At 58.0% G+C, this 19,339-nt stretch carries 15 protein-coding genes and 1 pseudogene; 5 read left to right on the top strand and 11 right to left on the bottom strand.

Features of this window, described 5'->3' with window-relative positions; genetic code table 11:
- The first annotated feature begins 25 nt into the window (after positions 1–25).
- The 5 genes and pseudogenes from pks13 to CSTAT_RS11980 all read left to right on the top strand — a co-directional run bounded on the left by pks13 (position 26) and on the right by CSTAT_RS11980 (position 9,889).
- Positions 26–4,921 carry a polyketide synthase Pks13 gene (gene pks13, locus CSTAT_RS12000; protein WP_075723624.1) on the top strand — a complete coding sequence of 1,632 codons (4,896 nt, stop codon included), beginning with the start codon at positions 26–28 and terminating at the stop codon, positions 4,919–4,921.
- Positions 4,905–6,473, top strand: a complete 1,569-nt coding sequence (locus CSTAT_RS11995; RefSeq protein ID WP_075723623.1) for an acyl-CoA carboxylase subunit beta — start codon at positions 4,905–4,907, stop codon at positions 6,471–6,473. Before pks13 ends, CSTAT_RS11995 begins: the two co-directional genes overlap by 17 nt.
- Positions 6,474–6,716: 243 nt before the next feature.
- Positions 6,717–8,738 carry an aminodeoxychorismate synthase component I gene (gene pabB / locus CSTAT_RS11990; RefSeq protein WP_075723622.1) on the top strand — a complete coding sequence of 674 codons (2,022 nt, stop codon included), beginning with the start codon at positions 6,717–6,719 and terminating at the stop codon, positions 8,736–8,738.
- A pseudogene (locus CSTAT_RS13930) lies at positions 8,735–9,406 on the top strand (aminotransferase class IV); the annotation flags it as partial. The gene pabB and the pseudogene CSTAT_RS13930, both read left to right, overlap by 4 nt.
- A gap of 168 nt (positions 9,407–9,574) precedes the next feature.
- Entirely contained in the window at positions 9,575–9,889 is a 315-nt protein-coding gene (locus CSTAT_RS11980) for an ArsR/SmtB family transcription factor (RefSeq protein ID WP_075723928.1), read from the top strand.
- Between the two features lie 121 nt (positions 9,890–10,010).
- Here CSTAT_RS11980 and CSTAT_RS11975 read toward each other — a convergent pair whose 3' ends face one another.
- The 11 genes from CSTAT_RS11975 to CSTAT_RS11925 form a co-directional block, all read right to left on the bottom strand.
- Complete coding sequence (locus tag CSTAT_RS11975) at positions 10,011–11,153, bottom strand: HNH endonuclease signature motif containing protein (RefSeq protein ID WP_075723621.1); 1,143 nt, start codon at positions 11,151–11,153, stop codon at positions 10,011–10,013.
- A gap of 115 nt (positions 11,154–11,268) precedes the next feature.
- Positions 11,269–12,147: an urease accessory protein UreD gene (locus CSTAT_RS11970; RefSeq protein ID WP_075723620.1), complete on the bottom strand. Its 879-nt coding sequence runs from the start codon at positions 12,145–12,147 to the stop codon at positions 11,269–11,271.
- Positions 12,148–12,762 (bottom strand): urease accessory protein UreG, encoded by a 615-nt coding sequence (ureG, locus tag CSTAT_RS11965; RefSeq protein WP_066796737.1) that lies wholly within the window; start codon positions 12,760–12,762, stop codon positions 12,148–12,150.
- A gap of 26 nt (positions 12,763–12,788) precedes the next feature.
- A complete protein-coding gene (locus CSTAT_RS11960; protein ID WP_075723619.1) occupies positions 12,789–13,508 on the bottom strand; it encodes an urease accessory protein UreF in 720 nt (239 codons plus the stop codon).
- Positions 13,489–13,965, bottom strand: a complete 477-nt coding sequence (ureE, locus tag CSTAT_RS11955; RefSeq protein WP_075723618.1) for an urease accessory protein UreE — start codon at positions 13,963–13,965, stop codon at positions 13,489–13,491. Before ureE ends, CSTAT_RS11960 begins: the two co-directional genes overlap by 20 nt.
- Positions 13,966–13,985: 20 nt before the next feature.
- The gene (ureC, locus tag CSTAT_RS11950) at positions 13,986–15,698 is read right to left on the bottom strand and encodes an urease subunit alpha (protein WP_075723617.1); all 1,713 of its coding nucleotides are present in this window, start codon (positions 15,696–15,698) and stop codon (positions 13,986–13,988) included.
- Positions 15,699–15,757: 59 nt separating this feature from the next.
- On the bottom strand, positions 15,758–16,075 hold the full coding sequence (locus CSTAT_RS11945) for an urease subunit beta (protein ID WP_066838507.1): 318 nt from the start codon (positions 16,073–16,075) through the stop codon (positions 15,758–15,760).
- 18 nt (positions 16,076–16,093) lie between these two features.
- Positions 16,094–16,396 carry an urease subunit gamma gene (locus CSTAT_RS11940; RefSeq protein WP_066796718.1) on the bottom strand — a complete coding sequence of 101 codons (303 nt, stop codon included), beginning with the start codon at positions 16,394–16,396 and terminating at the stop codon, positions 16,094–16,096.
- A gap of 158 nt (positions 16,397–16,554) precedes the next feature.
- The gene (locus CSTAT_RS11935) at positions 16,555–17,499 is read right to left on the bottom strand and encodes an ABC transporter substrate-binding protein (RefSeq protein WP_075723616.1); all 945 of its coding nucleotides are present in this window, start codon (positions 17,497–17,499) and stop codon (positions 16,555–16,557) included.
- The gene (locus CSTAT_RS11930; protein ID WP_075723615.1) at positions 17,496–18,212 is read right to left on the bottom strand and encodes an ABC transporter ATP-binding protein; all 717 of its coding nucleotides are present in this window, start codon (positions 18,210–18,212) and stop codon (positions 17,496–17,498) included. Before CSTAT_RS11930 ends, CSTAT_RS11935 begins: the two co-directional genes overlap by 4 nt.
- Positions 18,209–19,267, bottom strand: coding sequence for a FecCD family ABC transporter permease (locus CSTAT_RS11925; protein WP_075723614.1), 1,059 nt, complete (start codon positions 19,265–19,267; stop codon positions 18,209–18,211). Before CSTAT_RS11925 ends, CSTAT_RS11930 begins: the two co-directional genes overlap by 4 nt.
- Positions 19,268–19,339: the final 72 nt, after the last annotated feature.

The raw sequence follows: 19,339 nt of genomic DNA, 5'->3' as shown, positions 1-19,339 counted from the left end.
GTAAATTAGTAAGGCAACAACCTTTATGACCGTTGAACAACTCCGAGGCTGGATCCGCGCTTGGGTGGCAGACGTAACTGGCCTGCCAGAAGAAGAAGTCGTAGATACGAAACCTCTGGAGAACTTTGGACTTTCCTCACGTGATGCCGTGGTGCTATCAGGTGAGTTAGAAAACCTCCTCGGTCTCCAACTGGATGCGACCGTGGCTTATGAATACCCCACGATTGCAGCTTTAGCCGAGCGCTTAATCAACGGACCTGCCCAAACTCCTGCTGCCGCGCAGGTTGTGCGCAAGGCGCAGAATAAGGCGACGGGAACTGGCGCGCACGATATCGCGATTATTGGCGTCGCAGGGCGTTTCCCTGGCGCGGATAACGTCGAAGAGTTCTGGCAGATGCTTATTGAAGGCCGCGCTGCTACAGGCGAACTTCCAATTGGTCGCTGGTCTGAGTACAACGCCGATGAAGTGCTGCGTACAAAGATGGAAACGCAGAATCTCCAAGGCGGCTACTTAGAGGATATCTCCAGCTTCGATCCGGAGTTCTTCGGCCTTTCCCCACTTGAGGCCACCAATATGGATCCGCAGCAGCGCATCATCTTGGAACTGGCGTGGGAAGCATTAGAAGACGCCGGCGTGCCTGCAAACGAACTACGAGGCACCGCCACTGGCGTTTACATGGGCTCGACCAACAATGATTACGGCATGCTCATTGCCGCAGACCCAGCTGAAGCACACCCTTATGCGCTCACGGGCTCGTCTTCTTCCATTATCCCGAACCGCGTGTCCTATGCCTTGGATCTGCGCGGTCCTTCGGTCAACGTCGATACTGCGTGTTCTTCTTCTCTCGTTGCTATCCACCAGGCCGTGCGCGGTCTGCGCGAAGGCGACGCGGATGTGGCCCTGGCCGGTGGCGTCAACATTCAGGCTTCGCCATTTATCACCACTTCCTTTGGTGAGCTCGGCGTTATTTCACCTACCGGCGGTATCCACGCCTTCTCCGATGATGCGGACGGATTCGTGCGCGCCGACGCCGCAGGCGTTGTCGTGCTCAAGCGCCTAGAAGATGCAGAAGCCGACGGCGATAATATCCTCGGTGTCATCAAAGGCTCTGCCGTTAACTCCGATGGCCACTCCAATGGCCTGACCGCACCGAACCCGGATGCGCAGGTCGATGTCCTAGAGCGCGCTTACCTCGATGCCGAGGTCGATCCGCTGACGGTCGACTACATCGAAGCTCACGGCACCGGTACCATCTTGGGTGATCCGATTGAAGCTACTGCCCTGGGCAAGACCGTGGGCGCGGGCCGCGATGCAGCGAACCCAGCATTGCTTGGCTCCGCAAAATCCAATATCGGACACTCCGAATCCGCCGCGGGCATCGTGGGCCTTATCAAGGTCATCGAGGGCATGCGCCATGGCATCATTCCGCCATCGATCAACTTCAGCGAACCGAATCGCTACATCGATTTCGACGCCGAGCACCTCGAGGTCGTCGAAGACCCACGCGAGTGGCCAGAATACTCCGGCTCCAAGGTCGCAGGTATTTCTGGCTTTGGTTTCGGCGGCACCAACGCGCACGTCGTAGTTGCTGAGTACACAGGTAGGCAGACGGCGGCGAAGGCGCAGGTTGCTATCGACACGCGCGAAGGCGATGCGGGGGAAGAAGAACCAGCCACCGTGGCTTTGCCGGTATCTGGTTTGCTGCCGTCGCGTCGTCGACACGCGGCACAAAACCTTGCGGACTACATCGAAAATGAACAGCTGGACCACACTGGTTTGCTAGAGCTTGCGCGCTCTTTGGCTGGCCGCAACCACGGCCGTACCCGTGCCGTTGTCTCCGCCAACAATGCCGAAGATGCCATCAAGCGCCTGCGCCAGGTTGCTGACGGCAAGGTGTCCTTGGGTATCGCGGCTGCCGATGCCCCAGCGAGTGTCGGACCGGTCTTTGTCTACTCGGGCTTTGGCTCCCAGCACCGCAAGATGGCCAAGGATCTCATGGCCGTGTCGCCACTCTTTGCCGAGCGCTTGGCTAAGCTCAATGAAACCATTGACTTTGAGGCTGGCTGGTCGTTGCTAGAGCTTATCGATGACGACGCGCAGACCTACAACACCGAAACTGCCCAGGTAGCGATCACGGCTATCCAGATTGCCCTGACTGATTTGCTGGCGCACTTTGGCGTGCGTCCTGCAGGTGTTATGGGCATGTCCATGGGTGAAATCGCAGCGGCCTATGCCGCAGGTGGTCTCAAAGACACTGACGCTTTGCTAATTGCCAGCCACCGCGCCCGCCTGATGGGCGAGGGCGAAGCTTCGCTGACGCCTGAAAACCAGGGTGCGATGGCAGTGGTGGAAATGACCGCCGCAGATATTGAAGCTTTAGGCAACGATATTGAGCCAGCCGTTTACGCAGGTCCTGGCATGACTACTGTCGGCGGTCCACGTCAGCAGGTCCTCGACTTGGTGGAAAAGCTAGAAGGGGAAGGCAAGTTTGCCCGCGCGCTCAACGTTAAGGGCGCAGGCCACACCTCGGCTGTCGAGCCTTTCTTGGGCGAGCTCGCCGCAGAAATTGCCGGTATTGAAGCCCGTCCAATCCACACCACGGTGTTTAGCTCCGTCGACCGCGGCACGGTTTACCAGCCAGGTGCAACCATCCACACCGATGAGTACTGGATTCGCATGACGCGACAGGCCGTGTACTTCCAGGATGCTACCGAGCAGGCTTTGGCTGCGGGGCACAACCAGCTGGTGGAAATTTCGCCGAACCCAGTGGCGCTGATGGGCATGATGAACACTGCCTTTAGCGTCGGCAAGCCGGATGCGCAGCTGCTGATCTCGCTCAAGCGCAAAGTCGATCCATCTGAGTCACTGTTGGACCTTTTGGCGAAGCTCTATGTCACCGGCTCTCCGGTGGATTTCCGCAATGTCTTTGGTACCAGCGCCGGTAACACTACCGGCAACACCCCGGTCAAGGCGCCGTTTACGCAGTTTAAGAAGCAGCGTTTTTGGACCTCAGCGCGGCCATCGTCAGGCGTTTCTGGCCTGCCGGGCACCCGCGTGACCTTGCCGGACGGCAAAATTGCCTTTGCCACCGATGCTGACCAGGCTCCTTCAGCCGTTGCCATCTTGGAATCAGCCGCCGCGGCTGTGGATGCCCGCGCGCAGGTCGTAGCCAGCGAAGAACACGGCGTGTTGCCGGCGCAAGGCGAAGTTACCACCGTTGTCGACCGCAACCTCGGCGGGCTTTCGATCGCGGTCTACACCGTGGTCGGCGGGTTAACCCAGCTGGTCGCCGAAGGTTTCGCTTCCACGCTGGACCTGGGTGGTGCTCCTGCGCCGCTGCAGGGCGTGAGCGCGGTGCCAGAAAGCCAGGACTCACCAGCTGATTTCATCTCCGATGGCATCGAGGCTGTGCGCTGGGATCCGGAAAAGGAAACCGTCGAAGAGCGCCTGGCTACCATTGTTTCCGAGTCGATGGGCTATGACGTCAGCGACCTCCCACGCGAGTTGCCGCTGATTGACCTGGGTCTGGACTCCTTGATGGGCATGCGCATTAAAAACCGCGTGGAAAATGATTTCCAGATTCCACAGCTGCAGGTCCAGGCATTGCGGGATGCATCGCTTGCCGATGTCATCGTGATGGTCGAAGAAGCCGTTTCCCAGACAGGTTCTCCTTCCACTACACCTTCATCGGAGTCATCAGCAGAAGAAACGGAAACCACTTCGGAGACTGCTGCTGGATTGGAAGAAGCCGCCGAAGCAATGGGTGATCTGGACGCTGTTGACGTAGTTGACGCTGCTGACGCAGATATTGAGCCTCAGACCTCGAAGGCTTCAGGCGTGGGCGTTGCCCCGCGTGACGCCTCAGAGCGCATGGTTTTTGCTACCTGGGCAACCTTTACCGGTGCTGCTGCAGGTGGCGTGACCAGCGAACTACCAGCGATTAGCGATGAGCAAGCAGCCCAAATCGCAGAGCGTCTCACTGCGCGCGCCGGCGTTGAGGTTACGGCTGAGCAGGTCAAAGATGCGGAGACCCTTGAGCCTTTGTCCGACCGTGTCCGCGAAGGCTTAGAGTCTGAGGTCGAAGGCAATATCCGCGTGCTGCGCGAAGCCGACGGCCCAGCTGTGTTCATGTTCCACCCCGCCGGTGGCACCACCGTTGTCTACCAGCCGCTGATGCGCCGCCTTGCTAAAGATGTTGCGGTCTACGGCGTAGAGCGCCTCGAGGGCACCTTGGAAGAGCGTGCTGCCGCGTACCTGGATGACATCGTGAAGTATGCCCGTGGGCGCAAGGTCGTCTTGGGCGGCTGGTCCTTTGGTGGCGCCTTGGCTTTCGAGGTCGCGTTGCAACTGGAGAAGAAGCACCCAGAGGTCGAAGTCGCGTACATTTCGCTGCTGGATACCACCCAGCCTTCGGATCCTGCGCCGGATACTTTGGAAGAAACCAAGGCCCGCTGGGAGCGCTTCGCTGCCTTCGCGAAGAAGACCTACGGCCTAGAATTCCCGGTACCTTATGAGCTGCTAGAAACCGCTGGTGAAGCAGCCGTGATGCAGATGCTCGAGCAACTGCTTGCTACCACCGATGCCTCCGAGCACGGCCTTGCCGCAGGCGTTCTGGAACACCAGCGCGCATCCTTTGTGGATAACCAGATTCTGTCCAGCATTGACTTCATCCGCTGGGTCGACGTGAAGGCACCGGTGCTTTTGTTCCGCTCCGAGCGCATGCACGATGGCGCGATTGAGCTGGAGCCGCGCTACGCGCATATTGACCCAGATGGTGGCTGGGGCGCTATCGTAGAAGACTTAAAGATTGTGCAGCTGCCAGGTGACCACTTGGCGGTGCCAGACGAGCCCGTAATTGGCATCGTGGCAAAGCACATGGACACTTGGATTGAGGAGAAGATTCGTGGCAACGGCAGCTAATAAGCCGACGACCACCGCGGAGAAGATCGCTGATCTGGCATCCCGTCTGGAACAGGCGCAGGATCCAGGCAGCGAACGCTCCCGCAAGCGCCGCGATGACGCCGGTCATTCAACCCCGCGTCAGCGTATTAACGCGCTGCTAGACGAAGGTTCCTTCGTTGAGGTCGGCGCTTTGGGCAAGACCCCCAATGACCCGGACGCTATTTACTCTGACGGTGTAGTCACCGGCTACGGCCGCATCTCAGGCCGTCCCGTGTGCATCTACGCGCACGATAAGACTGTTTACGGCGGCTCAGTTGGCGTGACCTTCGGGCAAAAGGTCTGCCAGGTCATGGACATGGCGATCAAGATCGGTTGCCCTGTCATCGGCATTCAAGACTCCGGCGGCGCGCGTATTCAAGACGCCGTGACATCGCTTGCGATGTACTCGGAGATTTCTCGTCGTCAGCTGCCGCTGTCTGGCCGCAGCCCGCAGATTTCCATCATGCTGGGCAAGTCTGCCGGCGGTGCCGTCTATGCGCCGGTGACCACGGACTTCGTCATTGCCGTCGACAAGCAAGCGGAAATGTACGTCACCGGCCCGAAGGTAATCCGCGAGGTAACCGGTGAGGATATCTCTTCTGCGGAGCTAGGTGGCGCGAGCCAGCAGGAGCTCAACGGCAATGTCTCGGCCGTCGTCGATGGTGAAGATGAAGCTTTCGACTTGGTCCGGGATCTGCTCGACCACCTTCCATCGTCCTGCTTCGACGAGGCGCCAGAGTTTGCTGCGCCGAGCGATGAAGAACTGCGCGAAGACACTGAGCTCGACTCCTTCATGCCTGATGACACCAATGCCGGCTACGACATGATTGAGCTCTTAGAGCAGCTTGGCGATGATGACGAGATCATCGAACTGCAGCCCAACTTCGCGCCGAATATGATTACGGCCTTTGGGCGTATCGATGGCAAAACCGTTGGTTTCGTGGCGAATAACCCGATGCACCTGGCGGGCTGTATTGACGCTGATGCAGCCGATAAGGGCGCGCGCTTTATCCAGATTTGCGATGCCTACAATGTGCCTTTGGTATTCGTTGTCGATACCCCGGGCTATATGCCGGGTGTTGAGCAGGAAAAGGTTGGGCTTATTCACCGCGGCGCGAAGTTTGCGTTCGCTGGGGTGCAAGCCACCGTGCCAAAGGTTTCGCTGATTGTGCGCAAGGCTTTTGGTGGTGCTTATGCGGTTATGGGCTCGAAGAACCTGTCTGGCGATATTAATCTGGCGTGGCCGACCGCGCAGATTGCCGTGATGGGCTCTGCCGCGGCGGTCGTGATGATTGCGGGCAAGCAGCTCGATGCCGCTGAAACACCTGAGCAGCGCGAGATGACCAAGAAGATGTTCATGGATTTCTATGATGAAAACATGACCTCGCCGTACGTGGCTGCCGAACGTGGCTATATCGACGTAATGGTTCGCCCGCGCGAATCGCGTATCGCTTTGCGCCAGGCATTGCGTCAATTGGAAACTAAAAATATTTCTGATTTGCCAAAGAAGCATCCGATTGCGCCGATGTAGCGCCTCATCGATGTAACGTAGTGGCATTGTTTAGCGGATATTAAACAGTAGACTTTCTCAAGAAGCTTTTATAAGGAGATTTCCTCATGCTATCTAGCGTTTTCGACGTAGTCGGCGAACTGATCAGCTACCTGGTCATGGCTATCAACGGCATTGCTGCACAGTTCTCATAAGAACGGCGCAATAATGCGGGCCCCGTGGTTTCCACGGAGCCCGCATTTCTAGATCAGACAGGGGGCGTTGATGATTCTCCTACTCGATAATCATGACTCTTATACTTTCAACCTCTATCAACTCATCGCAGAGGTAGCAGGGGAATTACCGCTGGTGGTTCGAGCTGAATTCAGCGAACGTGAAAACCTAGCCCAGCGGGTGCGCCACGGAGAATTTAGCCACGTCGTGATTTCACCAGGCCCAGGCACCCCGGAAAACCCACGCGACTTTGCGGCCGCATGCCAAGTCATCGAAGCCGCACGAGACATTCCTGTCCTCGGTATTTGCCTAGGACACCAGGGCCTCGCGCTTCTTAATGGCGCTCGCGTCAAGCCCGCTCCTGAACCGAAACACGGTTTCATCAGCACTGTCCACCACACCGGGACCGGACTCTTCGCCGGTATCCCGCAGGATTTCAAGGTGGTGCGCTACCACTCGCTGTGCGTTGACGATATTGACACCACGCTGATCCGCCCGCTGGCGTGGTCCGAAGACGGCGTGCTAATGGGGCTTGAAGTGCTGGGTCGCCCGCACTGGGGCGTGCAGTTCCATCCGGAATCAATTTTGACCGAGCACGGGCGGACCATCATCCAGAATTTCTTGGACCAAGAACCTCCCGCGAAATGGAAGCTTGCGCATCGCGAGGTTTCGCTGCCGATGAACTGCGAAGCCACCTTTGCCCGCTTGAAAGATGCTGCGCCAGACGCTTTCTGGCTAGATTCTGCCACTGCAGATACCGGCGTGGGCCGCTATTCGATTCTCGGCACCGGCACCGGTTCTCAGTCCGCATCTATTCGCTATGACATAAGCCGTGGGAGCGTCCAGGTAGCCCGCGGTGGTGAAATCACAACTGTTGAGACCGACGTCTTGTCCTACCTGCAGCAGCTCCTGGCCGAAACAGTGGACACGGAAGACCTACCAGAGCTGCCGTTTCGTGGTGGTTACGTCGGATTCTTAGGCTATGAGTGCAAAGCTCTCACGGTCGGGCCCGGTGTTCACAGTGCAGATACTCCCGATGCCTATTGGGTGTTTCCGCAGGCTTTTGTGGTCTTTGATCATCGAGAAGCGATGGCGCAACTATGCGTTATTTATGACGCGGTGGAAGGCCCGACAGCAGAGACGACCGAGTTGATGGAATGGCTCGAGGAATCTCTCGAGGTTGGGATGCCGACTCATACGGCGAGGGAACCGGAAGCGGCGCTGGAAGGCACATGGCGGCTGACGGCGGATGAATACGTGGCGCGCATCGGGGAAGTGGATGCGGCACTGCGCCGTGGCGATAGCTATGAAGTGTGCTTGACCGATACCTATGAAACCCAGGTGGCGGTCGATGGCTGGGACTTGTACCGGCAGCTGCGGCGCAACAATCCGGCGCCCTATGCCGCCTACCTGAAGCTTGGCGCCTTTGGTGATGAGCTGGAGATTCTGTCATCTTCGCCCGAGCGATTCCTTAAGGTCGAACGCGATGGCACCGTGTCGAGCAAGCCCATCAAGGGCACGATTGCGCGCTCCGAGGACCCTGAGGAGGACCGCCGGCGCAGCTACTTCTTACAAACCGATGCGAAGACGCGGGCAGAGAATTTGATGATCGTGGACCTTCTACGCAATGACTTAGGGCGTGTCTGCGAAGTCGGCTCCGTGGAAGTTCCCGTGCTGATGGGCGTGGAATCGTATCAGACGGTTCATCAGCTGGTCAGCACCGTCGTGGGCACATTGCGCGGCGATGCCAACCTCATCGACCTGCTTCATGCCACCTTCCCCGGCGGCTCCATGACGGGCGCTCCTAAAGAACGCACACTGAGCATCATCGATTCTTTAGAAGCAGGACCGCGCGGGGTATATTCGGGCACCATCGGATACTTGGGACTAGATGGTACGGCGGATTTGAATATCGTTATCCGCACCATCGTCAAAGCTGGCGAGAACATCACCGTGGGTGCCGGTGGCGCGATTGTTCTAGATTCTGATGCCAAGGAAGAAAACGCCGAAAAAGAACTCAAAGCGGCAGCCCTTCTGCGCTCCATCGCGCAGGTCAGGAGCTCGAATTTATGAGCCCACTGATTTGGGAAGATGGAGACTTCCGAGAGCTACCGCTCGCGGAGAATTATTGGATGCTGATCATCGATTCCTGGCGCCATAGCTTTGGAAAGTCTTTCGGGCTTGGGCAACATGCTGCTAGGTTCAACGCGGCTTGTGGGTCAATGGGCTCTGTTTTGCCTCGCGAGATTTGGCAGCGCATTGAAGCACTTCTAGCCCGCCCTGAAAATTGCCAACGTGAGCTGTTTCCGCGAATTTCTCTCCTTGAGTTTCCTGACGGAACTAGGCGCATCGGCTTCGAAATCCGCCCGGCACCGGCGGTCCGCGAAACGACGACGCTGGTGTATGGGGTGGGGGAGGATCATCGACAAGCTCCTGTGCTCAAAGGCCCCGACCTGGCGCTATTTGCGAAGATGAAAGCCGGTGTGGAAGCTGACGATGTCATTATCAGTGACACCGATGGCGCGTGCCTAGAAACGACCACGGGTGCATTGGTGCTGTGGAAAGACGATGTCCTTGTCCTATCCGACCGGCTGGACAAGCAACTACCCAGCGTGACCTTGTATCAAATCTTTATGCGTGCCCGGGATCTCGGAAAGAGAATCGAGTTCGCGCCTATTTATCCGGATGATTTAGCTGCCGGGCCCGTGTGGTTTCTCAACGCGCTGCATGGTATCAGCCCCGTGACACAGATTCAGGTGGGAGACACGGTTATCGAGCCGCCGCGCCATTTAGATGAGTCGGAGTGGATAAGCTGGTGGTGGGCGCAGTTCGGCGCACACACAGATAATTGCGAGCATCCAGATTTAACCGCATTTATCTCCTCCACCAACAAAAGAAAGGACGCGGCCATGTCAGAGCAGGGCGAATTGCAACGCAACCTCGACCTGGCGGAAGAATGGGCCGGCACTTTCAAAACCTTGGGTGACCCGACACGGCTGAAATTGCTTAGCGCCATCCACTTCGCCGGGCGCTTCGTGTATACGGTCAGCGAACTAGCAGAGGCGACCGGCGTGCGCATCCCCACGGCCTCGGCGGCATTGCGAGCGATGGAAGCCAACGGCACCGTCATCTCCCAGCGCGATGGACGCAGCATCCGCTATGGCATCCACAACGAGCATGTTCACGAGTTGCTGCACTGGATCGGCACCGGGCACCAGCACTAGACGTAAACGCTCGGGTGCGCCTGCGCGTGTCCTAGCCATGACAAATGCATGAGGGATCGCCGAATTGGCTAACCAGCCAGGTTTGCTAGTTAGCTCGGTTCAGCTCCTGTCAGCGGTGGGTTTAGACCAAGTCCATTGCTCCCATGCTGCTCACGTGGTGGGTGTTTCCCACCAGCTTGCCGCCTGGGGTGTGCAGGCGTACTTTGCCGCCGTGTCGTCGCATCCTGCCGCGGCTGGGTTTACCCCGCTTGGGTCGTTTTCGTCTCTTTCGGCCCGGCGTAGCTAGGCCGTCATCGTCGTTGACGCCGTTGTGGTACTTACACAGCATCGTCAGATTCGACGGCTTCGTATGGCCTCCGTGCTTGTGGGCGTCGATGTGGTGCACTTGGCATCTATCGGCCGGCACGTTGCAGTCCGGCCACGGGCAGACGAGGTTTTCCGCCATCGCCAAGCTGCGCAGTTTCTCGGACGCGAAGCGGGCTTCGTAAAGATTCACGGGCCCGGCGGTGGGATGAAAGAGCCCGACATAGAGCTTGTCGCCCAAGCTGCCCTCCAACGCCGCGTTGATGAACTCAGCACCCGTCATGGTTGTACCGTCGGAGAGCGCGACGATGACTTCGTCGCCGCGACCGCAGGAAACTTTCGCGAAATCCTCGAGACCAATAGCAATCACCGTGCGGTACTCGGGCTTGATAAGCCCAGTGCCGCCTCCTTCGACTAAATCCCAGAATGGTTCTAATAGTGCTTCGGAACGAGGTCGGTCATTATCGTTTTCGACAGCGGCGTCGAGGGTTTTCTCTAGGTCAGTGATGCGGCGCTGGGTATCGGTAATACTGATGGTGCGCAGGCCGTCGATGACGCGTCCTACGCGCACGCCGCGCTGTTTCGGTTTGTTGCCGCCTTCTTCCGTGACGCGGGTTTTAGCGTAGGCTTCGACTTCTTCCAAAGAGCCCTCACGGGCGATGAGTTCTGCACGCAGCTTCCAGGCAGCGCCGCGGGCTTTCAACTTCTTGGCGTGCTTGTTAATCATCAACAGGTGGTTGACGCTCAATTCCCTTTGTTCGGCAAGCGCGATGGCTTCGCGTTGAACGCGCGGGGAATCACAAGGGCTAAAAAGGGTGCTTGCAAGTCGGGTGCAATTTTTGGCTAAGGAAATTTCAATGCCGTCATCGGCGAGATCGTAGGGTGAGCACTCAGCACACAGCCGTAGGAATCCGATGCCGTTGCTGGTGAGAAGCTTGAAAGCTTTCATTAATTCGTCCATGACTTCGACACTAAAAGAGCAACGCAAGTCCGCGCTAGTGCAAGCTTGAAAATCTGTGGATAACTACGTTGACGCGTCACGCAACAGCCGAAGTTATCCACAGGCAACCCAAAAACTAGTATTTGCGCAGGTGAATTTTGCCTTGGCCGCGAAGCTGAGAGCGGACCAGATTCGCGGTGGCAAGCACCAGCGCGTGGAGTTCCTCGGTGCGGTTGCCGAGTGCGCGCAGTACGAAGCCGGGTTTGTCGCATTCGGTGACTGCGGCGATCAGGGAGCCATCCGGGGAGTGGTGGGCGGTGATGAGGTGGGAGAGAGCATCGATAAGCTCTGGCGTAATGCCAGGGTCGAAGCAAATCGCTGTGGCGACATGCGTGCGGCCATCCATGAAGAAGTCTTGCACCTCGCCGAAATCGCTGGCAAGGGGATTGATCCGCAGGTTATCCAGCAGCACCGGCTCACCATCCATGTGGACCTCGTTGAGCAGGTGCGCCTGCTTGTACAGGAACTTACCGCCGTCGGGGGACCAGCCCGGGGTGATGATATCGCTAAGAAACAGCGAGGCCTGCGGGTGCATATTGACCACGGTGCGTTGGCGGAAATCCGCGTCTCGGTACAAAATCAGCTGGTCGGGGACGTACTCCAGCACGGCGCCCGCGGCCAGGGAGAACTCGATATTTTGCACCACGAAATCATCAGGGGTGCGGTAAACCTTCGCCGCGGATTGGTCCGTAATCAGCGCGGATGCACCCTCGGCAACGCTGATGCCTATCCGGTAGGCATCACCGCCAACGTACCCGCCGCCGGGATTGACGATGGTGTAATACACCTGCCCCGAATCATCCAGGTAGTGCGGGCGAATGACCTTGAGCGCACGGGCGTGATACTGCGTCGTGGCAATGGACCTGCCGCCGGAAACAGAAATTCCCAGCTCTAGCTCGCCCATCAGCGGCCGCGGCGGCGAGTGGTGAAAGACGTGTGCGGGGAGTGTCCACATTTACTTCGCGAGGTCCTGCATGAGCACGTCGTGGCGAATCCACTCGATGACTTGGTCCAGGCCCTCATCGGTCTTCAGATTAGTCAGCGCGAAAGGCTTTTCGCCGCGGAACTGCTTGGAGTCTTCCTCCATGACCTTCAAGTCAGCGCCGACGTGCGGTGCCAGGTCGGTCTTGTTGATGATGAACAGGTCAGATTTGATCATGCCCTGGCCAGCTTTGCGCGGAATCTTTTCACCCTGCGCCACGTCGATGATGTAGATGGAAAAATCCACCAGCTCAGGCGAAAAGGTCGCAGAGAGGTTATCGCCGCCAGATTCGACGAACACCAGCTCCAAGTCCGGGTGGCGTGATTCGAGCTCTTCGATGGCGGCCTCATTCATGGAGGTATCCTCACGAATCGCGGTGTGCGGGCAGCCGCCAGTTTCCACGCCGATGATACGGTCCTCGGGCAGCAAACCTTCGCGCGCGAGAATCTTGGCATCTTCGGTGGTGTAGATGTCATTGGTGATAGCGGCCATGGACACTTCGCCGTCCAGCGCGCGGGTAAGGCGCTCTACCAGCGCGGTCTTTCCGGAGCCGACTGGTCCGCCAACTCCAATTTTGATGAGTGTCATTGCAAAATTCCTTTCCTTTTTCGGACTTAAGACATAAACATGCGCGCGTGCAGCTTTTCGTGTTGCATCTGCGCGACTTCCAAACGCGGCGCAACCACGCCCAAATCCGCCATGGTGTGCGCCATAGTCATCTGGCCGGCAGTCTCGATGACGGGGTAGGCGCCGACAAGCACGCGCTGCCCGGCATCTTGACCGAGCGGGATGGCGCGAATCGCGTTTTGGGTCATCGACGTTGCAAGTTGCATGAGGTAGGCATCGACAGCCTCGCGGGCAGACACCCCAACCGCGGCGAGCACCAGCCCGGTCGCGATGCCGGGGTTGCCATGCATCGTGCGCGCCGAAATTGCCCGCGCGTATTCCTGCACCAAGAAACCATCCGGCGCCACAATGCTGGCGACACGCGACATGCGCTTGCCCATGGAGTTCATCGATACGCGAACCTGCTTTGGCGTTTGGGCCGCGTGCAGCAGGGCATCCAGCTGGGCCAAAAGTTCCAGCTTTTCGCCATCGCTTATCGATGCCCCCACCAACTCCACTGCGAATTTCACCGCCAGGGCGTCGTTGAAGCTTGCTTGGCGCAAATAGCCGTGCAGCCACGAGCTAAACGATGCGGCGTCGTGGACCTGGTTGGCTTGGATGTAGGTTTCTAAACCCGCTGAGTGCGCGAAGCTGCCCGTGGGCAGCGCCGAATCCGTCAGGTGCCAAATGACCAGCTGCGCATGGCGGCTAGTGGGTGTGTTCGGCATGGCGGAAGGCCTCAGGCATGACGTATTCACCGCGCGAATACGGGGCACCGGCATGCTCTAAGTGGTGCTCGACGGTGTGGTCATAGCGCACGACCATAACCTCGGCGCCGAACTGTGATTCAGCGTCAAAGAACTGCGCCTGCAGGTGGCGGTTGCCCAGGGTGTGCGCCACGACGAGGGCTTCTTGGATGCTGCGCGGGGCAATGACAAGTACATCGGTCGGCTTCATCTTAGCGACGAAGATTTTCTCCGCGGTTTGCTGCAAGATATCGCCGTCTTTGAGCTCGCGAAAACCGGTGGGCAGGCGCAGCGCGAGTTCCTCGCCGGATTCTGCCTTGACGCGTTGGATGCGCTTGAGGCGGGTTTCGTCATCGAAGAAGACTTCGTCGATGGTCAGGCCTTCGAGGTTTGCATCGTTAAGCTCTGCGATATTGCTCGTGATGTTTTCAATAATCACTGAATGCCTTTCTTTGTGATTTAAAACAGGAAGTAGCGCTGCGCCATCGGCAACACGGAGGCGGGCTCGGAGGTGATTTTTTCGTCGTCGACGGTTAGTTCATAGGTTTCCGGGTCGACGTGGATGTGCGGGGTGGCACTGTTGTGTTTCATGTCCTGCTTGGAAATAGTGCGCATGTTCTTGGCCTCGACAAACGTGCGGTTGATGCCCAACTCTTCCGGCAGGCCGGCCTCAAACGCGGCGGTGGGCAAGAAAGTGACCGAGGTTTGACCAGCGGCGTCCCCGATCGCGCCGTATTCATAGCGCATGGTGCGCGGCTGCGGGGTGGGGATGGAGCCGTTGGAATCGCCGACGACTGCGCGCACGACGATGCCGGACTTGAGCACGAGCTTAGGCTTGACGCCGAAGAATGCGGGCTCCCAGATGACCAGGTCGGCGAGCTTTCCTTCCTCGACTGAGCCCACCGCATGGGAAATGCCGGCGGCGATGGCAGGGTTGATGGTGTACTTGGCGACGTAGCGCTTGATGCGGTTGTTGTCGTTGTTTTCGCTATCGCCTGCGAGCGGTCCGAACTGCTCTTTCATGCGGTGAGCAACCTGCCAGGTGCGCAGCACGACTTCGCCGACACGGCCCATGGCTTGGGAGTCGGATGAGGTAATGGAGAGCACGCCGCGGTCGTGGAGTACGTCTTCGGCGGCGATGGTTTCCTTACGGATGCGGGAATCAGCGAAGGCGACGTCTTCTGGCAGGTCTGGGTTGAGGTGGTGGCAGACCATGATCATGTCGAGGTGCTCGTCAATGGTGTTATCCGTATACGGCAGCGTCGGGTTTGTCGAAGCTGGGAGTACGTTGTTGAGCCCTGCGACCTTCAAGATATCGGGCGCGTGACCGCCGCCAGCGCCTTCGGTGTGGAAGGTGTGGATGACGCGGTCTTTGAATGCGGCGATGGTGTTATCGGCGAAACCGCCCTCGTTGAGGGTGTCGGAGTGGATGGCGACCTGGATATCCATCTCATCGGCCACGGCGAGCGCAAGGTCGATGGAGTGATACGCTGCGCCCCAGTCCTCGTGGATCTTCAAGCCCACGGCGCCGGCGCGGATTTGCTCGCGCAGCGCTTCTGGTTCGGAGGCGTGGCCTTTGCCCAGAAAACCAAGGTTGACCGGTAGATGCGAGGTCGCCTTGATCATGGTCTTGAGGTTGGTGGGACCTGCGGTCACGGTGGTGGCGTTGGAAGAATCCACCGGGCCGGTGCCGCCGCCGATGAACGTGGTGGTGCCGTTGTCCAAGCCTGCTCCGACCTGGTCCGGGGAGAGGTAGTGGATGTGGGTATCAATCGCGCCGGCGGTGACAATCAGGCCTTCGCCGCCGATGACCTCGGTGGCGACGCCGATGATGATGTCGATATTGTCCTGGGTATCCGGGTTGCCGGCGTTGCCCAGCTTTAAAATCTTGCCGTCTTTAACCGCGATATCGGCTTTGAAGATACCGGTGTAGTCAATGATGAGTGCATTGGTGATCACCAGGTCCGGGATGTCATTGACTGCGGTGAGGCGGCCATTTTGGCCCATGCCGTCGCGGATGACTTTGCCGCCGCCGAAAGACATTTCTTCGCCGTAGACGGTGGTATCCGATTCGATGATGGCAACCAGATTGGTATCTGCCAGGCGGACGCCATCGCCTGTGGTCAGGCCGTTGAGCTCGGCATATTGGCGTCTATCCATTTCAAAAGACACGTTTTCTCCTAATTCTTGGATATCGGGACTATTCCGATTTCCAGTGCTTATCGTGCCGTCTAGGCACGGTTGAGTTTGGCGTTGAATTCGGCGTTGAAGCCGTAAATCTTGCGGTGTCCGCCGTAGTCGATAAGTTCCACGGTGCGGGAATCGCCGGGCTCTAAGCGCACGGCAGTGCCAGCAGGAATATCAAGGCGCTTGCCTTGGGCGGCTTTGCGGTCAAACTCGAGGGCAGAATTCGCCTCTGCGAAATGGAAGTGGGAGCCAACCTGGACAGGCCGGTCTCCCGTGTTGGTGACTTCGAGGGTGATTGCTTCTTTGCCCTCGTTGATAAGTATTTTGTCGGTGGCGTTGAAGATGAGTTCACCGGGAATCATTTATTTACTCCTGCGTGCTTAACGGATCGGGTTGTGGACGGTGACCAATTTGGTTCCGTCGGGGAATGTGGCCTCGACCTGCACATCGGTGATCATCTCTGGCACGCCTTCCATGACTTCATCACGCGTTACGTACGTGACACCTTCGCTCATAAGCTCTGCGACGGTCTTGCCGTCGCGAGCACCTTCGAGCAGTTCTGCAGTGATGAGAGCGATGGCTTCTGGGTGGTTGAGCTTGACGCCGCGATCTCTTCTTTTGCGTGCCAAATCCGCTGCGACCACAATCAAGAGCTTTTCTTGCTCACGCTGAGTCAAGTGCATGGAAATCCTCCGGTTAAATCTATTTGGTTATTCAACGATCCTCATGAGTGACGACCGTGCAATGTTTGCTAAAGCAGACATTACTACCTATTCTAACCCCTCGATCCAAATCGTCTGGTCGCCCGGAGAAACGCCAGCTCAGATGAATTATCTTGAGGCTATTTTAGAGCCTGTTCTAAGCGTTTTGCGCCCTCTACAGCAAAGGGGGTTGGAGGTTCTGCAAAAGCGAGCTCCAGCGGGATAATCTGGTCCTGTTGTACCGCGGAAATCGCGTGCGCGCCGGGCAGCATGGTGACGTATGATTTGAGGTTTTCCTCGCCCGAATTCAACAGCACGATGACATCAGGATTCGCCGCGGTGAGTTGCTCGGCGCTGATTTCAAAGACTCGCTCCGACTCATTGGCAAAGACGTTCTCGAGTCCAACCGCGGACACCACGGCATTAGACATGGAATCGGTGCCGTAGGCATACACGGTGGAACCCATGACCGCTGGGTAGAGAACGGCGACGGTCTTGCCTTGGCCGATGTTTGCATCGATAGCTGCGATTTGGGACTTCAACTCGGCCTTGTATTCCTCGCCGCGCTCTTGCTTTTGGAAGATAGAGGAGTAGAGATCTATCTGGTCATAAACATCATCGAAAGATGCGTTGTGCACTTCGCCGCAGAAGCCGGGCTCGTTCATAATTGGAATGTTCTTCACCGTAATATCGCGCACCGTGGGGCTAAAGCCCACGATGAGGTCTGGTTCCTGAGCAAGGACTGCCTCTTTGGTGATTTCTAGGTGGCCGGCTTCGCCGAGACGGTCAGTAAGAGTTGGGATGGCATCGACCTGCGCGAAGGTCTCTTCATCGAAGTAAGCTTCGGGGAAGTAGCCAGCTTTAGCCACCACATGATCCAAGACGCCGAGCTGCGCCAGAGTTTCGGTCGATGAAACATCCTGCAGCACTACCCGCTCGGGGACCTCGTTAAAGTCCCAGGTATTGCCGCAGTTTTCCACGCTATATGTTGTGTCGCTTGCAGACGACGAGGAGTCTTCTTGTGCGGTACAACCCGCCACCGCCAAAGAGCTCAGTAAAGCTAGGGCGATGAGGGATTTTTTCATGAATCAAACCTTTCAAGATGTAGATGAGTAGAAGTGCGAATAACACGCACGCGGTAAATCGGTTCAAGAATCTCTGGCACCAGAACTTCGTCAGGCGGGCCAGAGGCTACGATGCGGCCATGATCCAAAAGGTGCACGGTATCGCAATAGGCCAAAGCGCTGTTGAGATCATGGAGCACCACTACCGCGTTGGATTTCAGCTCTTTGAGCTGCTGAAAGACTTCCAGCTGGTAGTAGATATCAAGGTGGTTGGTGGGTTCATCGAGAAGCAGATGCTTCGCGTTTTGCACAAACGCCCGCGCAATCATGACGCGCTGGCGCTCGCCACCGGACAGCTGCGCCATCGGCCGGGTGGCCTTATCCGCCATGCCGACGCGCTCGAGAGCATCCACGATGGCCCGCTCATTGTTGTCCTTGTGCGGTAAGCGTCCCAAGCGCACGATCTCAGCGACAGTCATCGGGGGCGGCTCGCCATGTTCTTGGCCCACGACGGATATCTTGCGGGCCAATGCGCGGGAGGAGAGTTTGGGAAGCGGGGTGGCATCGATAAGCACCTGCCCTGAGCTTGCTTTATTCGCGCCATACATGCAGCGCAGCAGTGTTGTCTTGCCGGAGCCGTTGGGGCCGACCAAACCGGTGATGCCGTGATCCGGAATCTGCAACGAAATATCGTGCAGGATGTCGTGGAAGCTTAGATTTTTGACTTCAATCATGACTTCGCGTTCATCCTCCGAATCAGTACCAGCAAAAATGGGGCGCCAACTAGCGCGGTCAGGATGCCGATGGGGACTTCTTGCGGCGCGAGTAGCGTGCGCGAGCCGATGTCTGCGAGAACCAGTAGTGCTGAGCCTAAAAGTGCTGCGACGGGGAGCATGTGGCGGTGGGTGCCGCCGACCAGGCGCCGCGCGGAGTGCGGAACTACGAGGCCAACGAAGCCGATGGAACCAGCCATCGCGACCACCGCGCCGACGAGAATGCAGACCAAAACCACCAGCACCGCGCGCATGCGGTTGGGGTTTATGCCAAGCGTGCGCGCGGCTTCGTCGCCGACGGTAAGCGCGTCGATGAGCGGGCCCAAGAACCACAACGCGGCGGTGATGATGACTACCACGGCAAGGGTTGCGGGCAAGGTGAGATCCCATTGGCCCAGGGCAAGTGAGCCCAAAAGCCAGAACATGACAGACCGAGAGCCCTCGGCGGAATCGGAGGCGAAAATCAGAAAAGACGTCAGCGCCGATAGTGCATAACCCACGGCCACTCCGGCCATGAGCAGGCGCACGGAGGTCAGCTGGCCGGCGGCACGTGCAACGAAAAACATCAGCGCCGCCGCGGCCGCCGCGCCAATAAACGCTGAGCCCTGCAGCGCGAAATCCCCAAAGACCGCCCCGGCGCCGAACAAAATCGCCAAGGCCGCGCCTGTCGATGCCCCAGAGTTAATACCCAGCGTAAACGGATCCGCCAGCATATTGCGCACCACGGCCTGCAAAACCGCACCGGTGACCGCCAAACCTGCACCGACCGCAACGCCCAAAAGCAGACGCGGCAGGCGGATATCCCACACGATGGCATCGGCGGTCTGTAGCTCAACTGGCAAAGCGGAGCCGAAAAGATGGTGCGAGGCAATCGCGCCCAAGTCGGCGATATTCAGCGGGGTCGGCCCGACAATGACGCCGAGAGCAAGGACCGCGATCAGGGCGCAAAAAATAATTCCTGACCAGGCTAGGGCTCGGCGGCGTTGCGCGCGAAACCCTAGAATGTCAGTACTCATGGAGCAAACAGTATCAATCGATCAATTGAATATCAAAGCCCGAAAATGACATAAGAAAAACCGTGAGTGACC

Source organism: Corynebacterium stationis (assembly GCF_001941345.1).
Classification (GTDB): domain Bacteria; phylum Actinomycetota; class Actinomycetes; order Mycobacteriales; family Mycobacteriaceae; genus Corynebacterium; species Corynebacterium stationis.
This window is presented reverse-complemented; position numbering and strand designations above follow the sequence as displayed.